At 62.4% G+C, this 4,145-nt stretch carries 4 protein-coding genes and 4 tRNA genes; all 8 read left to right on the top strand.

Translation table 11 applies throughout. The annotated features are described in order from the left end of the window. Positions 1-182 precede the first annotated feature (182 nt). The 8 genes from AC3LB0_RS04900 (at position 183) to AC3LB0_RS04865 (ending at position 4,145) form a co-directional block, all read left to right on the top strand. Positions 183-857 carry an HAD family hydrolase gene (locus tag AC3LB0_RS04900; RefSeq protein ID WP_488650047.1) on the top strand — a complete coding sequence of 225 codons (675 nt, stop codon included), beginning with the start codon at positions 183-185 and terminating at the stop codon, positions 855-857. 39 nt (positions 858-896) lie between these two features. Next, a tRNA-Ser gene (locus AC3LB0_RS04895) sits at positions 897-989 on the top strand. 26 nt (positions 990-1,015) lie between these two features. Beyond that, positions 1,016-1,091 (top strand) — tRNA-Arg (locus AC3LB0_RS04890). Between the two features lie 27 nt (positions 1,092-1,118). Continuing rightward, positions 1,119-2,006 (top strand): NAD(P)-dependent oxidoreductase, encoded by an 888-nt coding sequence (locus AC3LB0_RS04885; RefSeq protein ID WP_488650046.1) that lies wholly within the window; start codon positions 1,119-1,121, stop codon positions 2,004-2,006. Then, positions 2,003-2,395, top strand: coding sequence for a PPOX class F420-dependent oxidoreductase (locus AC3LB0_RS04880; protein WP_488650045.1), 393 nt, complete (start codon positions 2,003-2,005; stop codon positions 2,393-2,395). The genes AC3LB0_RS04885 and AC3LB0_RS04880 overlap by 4 nt, the downstream gene beginning before the upstream one ends. 198 nt (positions 2,396-2,593) lie before the next feature. After that, positions 2,594-3,850: a hypothetical protein gene (locus AC3LB0_RS04875; protein ID WP_488650044.1), complete on the top strand. Its 1,257-nt coding sequence runs from the start codon at positions 2,594-2,596 to the stop codon at positions 3,848-3,850. An 89-nt stretch (positions 3,851-3,939) separates the two neighbouring features. Next, positions 3,940-4,026: transfer RNA gene (locus AC3LB0_RS04870), tRNA-Ser, on the top strand. Positions 4,027-4,059: 33 nt separating this feature from the next. Next, a tRNA-Ser gene (locus AC3LB0_RS04865) sits at positions 4,060-4,145 on the top strand.

Raw genomic sequence — 4,145 nt, 5'->3', positions numbered from 1 at the left:
GCCAAGAAGAAGGCCAAGCGCAAGACGGCGAAGAAGGCCGTTGCGAAGAAGGCCCCTGCGAAGCGCAAGGCTAAGCGCAAGGTTGCGAAGAAGAAGTAACTTTTAACGATCCGTCGAGGATCGTTCGAGAGGCGTCCAGGCCAACCTGGGCGCCTCTCTCTTTTTGCCCGCATACTTGACTCATGACCCGACCAATTGTTGTCAGCGACATAGATGGCACCCTCACCACCGCTGAAACCTGGCGTGGCGTGCACCAATGGATTCGCGCGAACTACCCGAGTGCCGCCGCGAGCCGGTTCATTACCGTTCGATTACCAATTGTCTTCCTCGCACGCTCCGGCCTCATGAACAAGGAGCGCTTCCGCGCCCGCTGGCTTGAGGATCAGACCACGCTGCTGCGCGGTTTGCCTGCCGAGCAGCTCGCCGTCATGGGGGAGTGGGTGGTGGAGCATCTGCTCTGGCCAGCCCGACGCGTCGAAGCGGTCACCGCAGTGCAGGCGGCACTCGCCGCAGCGCAGCGCAACGATGCAAGCACCGAACTCGTACTTGCAACGGGTGGCTATCAGCCAATCGCTGCCGCCTTCGCGCGCCGGCTCGGAGCCACCATCGCACTCGGCACACCATTCGAAGTAATAGATGGAATTGCCACCGGAAGGCTCGCCGCGCCGACGCAATCAGGTGAAGAGAAGGCGAGGGCGGCGCAGGCCTGTGCGGCAGGTGGTCGCATTCTGGTCGCCTTCGGCGATACGGCGGCCGACATCCCGCTGCTGAAACTGGCGGAGCGCGCCGTGGCGGTGGCTCCTGACAGCGCACTTGCCCTCGAAGCCGCCCGCATGGGCTGGGAGCGCCTCGGCTAGCGTTCAGCGGGTGATTCTGGGATACTCGCGCTCGGTCTCGGAGAGGTCGCATAGAGGTCTAGTGCAGCGGTTTGCTAAACCGCCACGTGGGGTTTTCCTGCGTCGAGGGTTCGAATCCCTCCCTCTCCGCCAGCCGTTGTACGCTGCACATCGCAGATGCGCCCGTAGCTCAGTGGATAGAGCGTTAGGTTGCGGACCTAAAGGTCGTGGGTTCGAGTCCCGCCGGGCGCACCAATTTCCCTCCCTCCTTATAGTTAACCCATGAGTCGCGTTGCCGTTCTCGGATTAGGCACCATGGGCGCCCCTATTGCTGGGCACCTCGCCGCCGCTGGGCACAGCGTGCAGGCGTGGAACCGCGGCACGCACCGCACTGCACCTGCGGGCACCACGCAACACACATCACTAACGGATGCCCTCACCGGCGCCGACGCCGTCGTGCTCTCCGTCTCCGACACGCCCGATGTCGAAGCACTTCTGCTCGGCACGCCAGGCCAGCCTGGCGCCATTGACCTGCTGAAGTCGAGCGCAATCATCATTGACACCAGTACGATCGCCCCGAGCGCCACGCGCGAGATGGGGGAGCTGCTCGCCCAAAAGGGGATCCTGATGGTCGATGCCCCCGTGAGCGGCGGCAGCGAAGGTGCACAGAAGGGGACCCTCACCGTCTTCCTCGGCGGCACCCCCGAAGCGGTCAGCGCGGCGCTCCCATATATAGAGACGTTCGCGAAGACGATTACGCACCTCGGCCCGCTCGGTTCGGGGCAGGTCGGCAAGGCGGTCAACCAGATCGTGATTTCTGGAACGTACCTCTCGCTCGCTGAGGGGATCCTGGTGGGGCAGAAGGCCGGCCTCGACCCACAAACCCTCGTCACCGCATTGAGCGGCGGATCGGCGCGCTCGTGGGCGCTCGAGAATCGCTGGGAGCGCATGGCGAACGACACCTACCCACTCGGGTTCAAGGTGTCGCTGCACCGCAAAGACCTGGGTATCGCCATTGGCCTTGCCGACGAGCTGAACGTGCCCGTGCCAGCCGCCATGCTGGTGGCCCACCTCGAAGACGAGCTGATCGCCACCGGTCACGGCGACGAGGACCTCTCGGCGCTCGCCCGACGACTGCGCGAGATCGCCAACGAGATCGACCCGGCGTGAGCGCCGAACGCGACGCTATCCTCACCGCTCAATACGTGGCGCTGACCACCTATCGCCGCGACGGCACCGCCGTCACCACCCCTGTGTGGGCGGCGGCAGAGGGTGAGAGCCTCTTCCTGTTCACCAGTGCCACGGCCGGCAAGGTGAAGCGCCTGCGCAACAGCAGCCGCGCCGGCGTTTCCCCCTGCACTATGAGCGGCACGATCACGGGCGCCCAGCTCCCAGCCGAGGCGTTCAACCTCGCCAGCGACCAGATGCCGAAGGTGTGGCGGCTCCTTATTAAAAAGTACGGCATCGCCGCGCGCCTCTTCGTGGCCTACGACCGTGCCCGCGCGCTCCTAGGCATGAGGCGCAGCGCTGGCATTGAGGTTCGGCTCTCGGCGCAGTGAAGGGACCCGTAAGGATCCGAACGCGCATCCTTCGCGCAGTATTCGTCGCGCTGGTACGACTTGAGGCACGAACTGCTGGTCGGGAAGCGGCCCGCTGGGGGGGGGTGACAGCCCCGTGCGAACTCGGGCACAATGTGGCAAGCAGCAGGTTGGGCGCGCTGGCGTCTGGATGTTGGGTAGCCTCTAGAGGAGAGTTTGATGCTTGCCCGCCTAGGTAATGCGCTTCTTGCGCTTTCGCTCATCGTCGCGTTCAGCGCCGGTACGGCCACTCCGGTCAAGGCCACCGGTGTCACTGGCCCAATTCAGCTCGGGGGAGACGACCAGAACGACCACGGCGGCGTGGTTACGGAAGACCTCGATAGCGATCCAAACACGGCTTATACCCCTGTGTCGCCCCCTGCAACCACGGGCGGGTGGAGATACGTGATGGTCTCACTGAAGCTGATGCTTGCCACGGAGCAGCGTGCAGGTGCAAGCAATTCGATCGCGGTGATCGGCACCGACGGTTCGGCGGCATATCTCGCCTCGGATCTGCCTGGAGTGACGGCAGACGATGGGGGCGTAAGCTGCGCCATTTCTTCTGCAGCGTCGCAGTGGAACGATGAGAGTTCAGACACCTACTGCATGATGGAGGTCATAAAGGCTGAGCTTGATCGCCTCAACGGTGGCACAGCGGCGCCTACAGTCACCTACTACGAGACGGCAGCGGAGGTCGCAGCCTTCTTCGATGCGCTTACGGCTGGCACGACAAATGTCGCTGTGGTCTATATCACAGGCGATGGCGGACCAAACGACTTAGATGACGGTGACGACAGGGTAGATAATAATCTATTGGACACAACTCTGATGGAGCAGGCGCTGATGGACAGCGCGACTGACATCGCGACCTTCAACGTTCAGGGTGGCGGCCTACTCTCAAGTGGATCGGATCACTACGCCTCGTGGCTGACAGTGCTCATTCCAACTATTGGCGTTTCAGAGGATGTAAGAGATGAGTACATTGGGATGACGACCGACGGTGCAGCCCTGTGGGATGGTTTAACTGACTTCGATATCTCCTCCATTTGGCACAACCACTTCACTGGAGATCTTGGGGCACTCAAAGTGCTTGCCCTAGGTTTTACAGAGATTTGGATCGACGAAAACGGTAACAGTATTGAAGACGGTGATGAGTCTAGGTGGCACGATACGGATGCCGACAACATGATCGATGCTGGCGAGGCAACACCCTTGACGTGGGACGCTGGTCCGGATGCAATTCCGGGCAACGCCGACGATCTCCAGACCATCGTGATCATTGGTGGGGCAGCCGGCGAAGCTGCTATTGGCGGTGAACTTCCAGAGACGAACACGAACGGCGACGCATCAGCTTCATCGGCGCTCTTGGTGGCCGCCTTGGCCGCTATCGCCGGGCTGGCACTGCGAGTGGTGGCGCGAAAGCGCCTCCAGGCGTAATTCCCCGCGTAACTGAATTGACGAAGCCCCCCGCACGGTGTGCGGGGGGCTTCGTCGTTCCCCACGTCTAATGGGCTATTCTCCGCCATGGAAAGGTGGCCGAGTGGTTGAAGGCACCGCTCTCGAAAAGCGGCAGGTTAATAGCCTCGTGGGTTCGAATCCCACCCTTTCCGCCACCGATTGATCGGCGCGGTGTGCACGGTCATCACGGAGAGGTCGCCTAGTGGTCTATGGCGCCGCATTGGAAATGCGGTTTGGGGGCAACCCCATCGAGGGTTCGAATCCCTCTCTCTCC

It is taken from the genome of Candidatus Limnocylindrus sp., from assembly GCF_040397235.1.
Taxonomy (GTDB): Bacteria; Chloroflexota; Limnocylindria; order Limnocylindrales; family Limnocylindraceae; genus Limnocylindrus.
Note: the sequence above shows the minus strand (reverse complement) of the source record. Positions and strands in the feature narration are given on the sequence as shown.

Bases quoted from the DNA above. Each gene is read 5' to 3' on its own strand.
- AC3LB0_RS04900 (WP_488650047.1), top strand. From the start codon at position 183: ATGACCCGACCAATTGTTGTCAGCGACATAGATGGCACCCTCACCACC.
- AC3LB0_RS04885 (WP_488650046.1), top strand. From the start codon at position 1,119: ATGAGTCGCGTTGCCGTTCTCGGATTAGGCACCATGGGCGCCCCTATT.
- AC3LB0_RS04875 (WP_488650044.1), top strand. From the start codon at position 2,594: ATGCTTGCCCGCCTAGGTAATGCGCTTCTTGCGCTTTCGCTCATCGTC.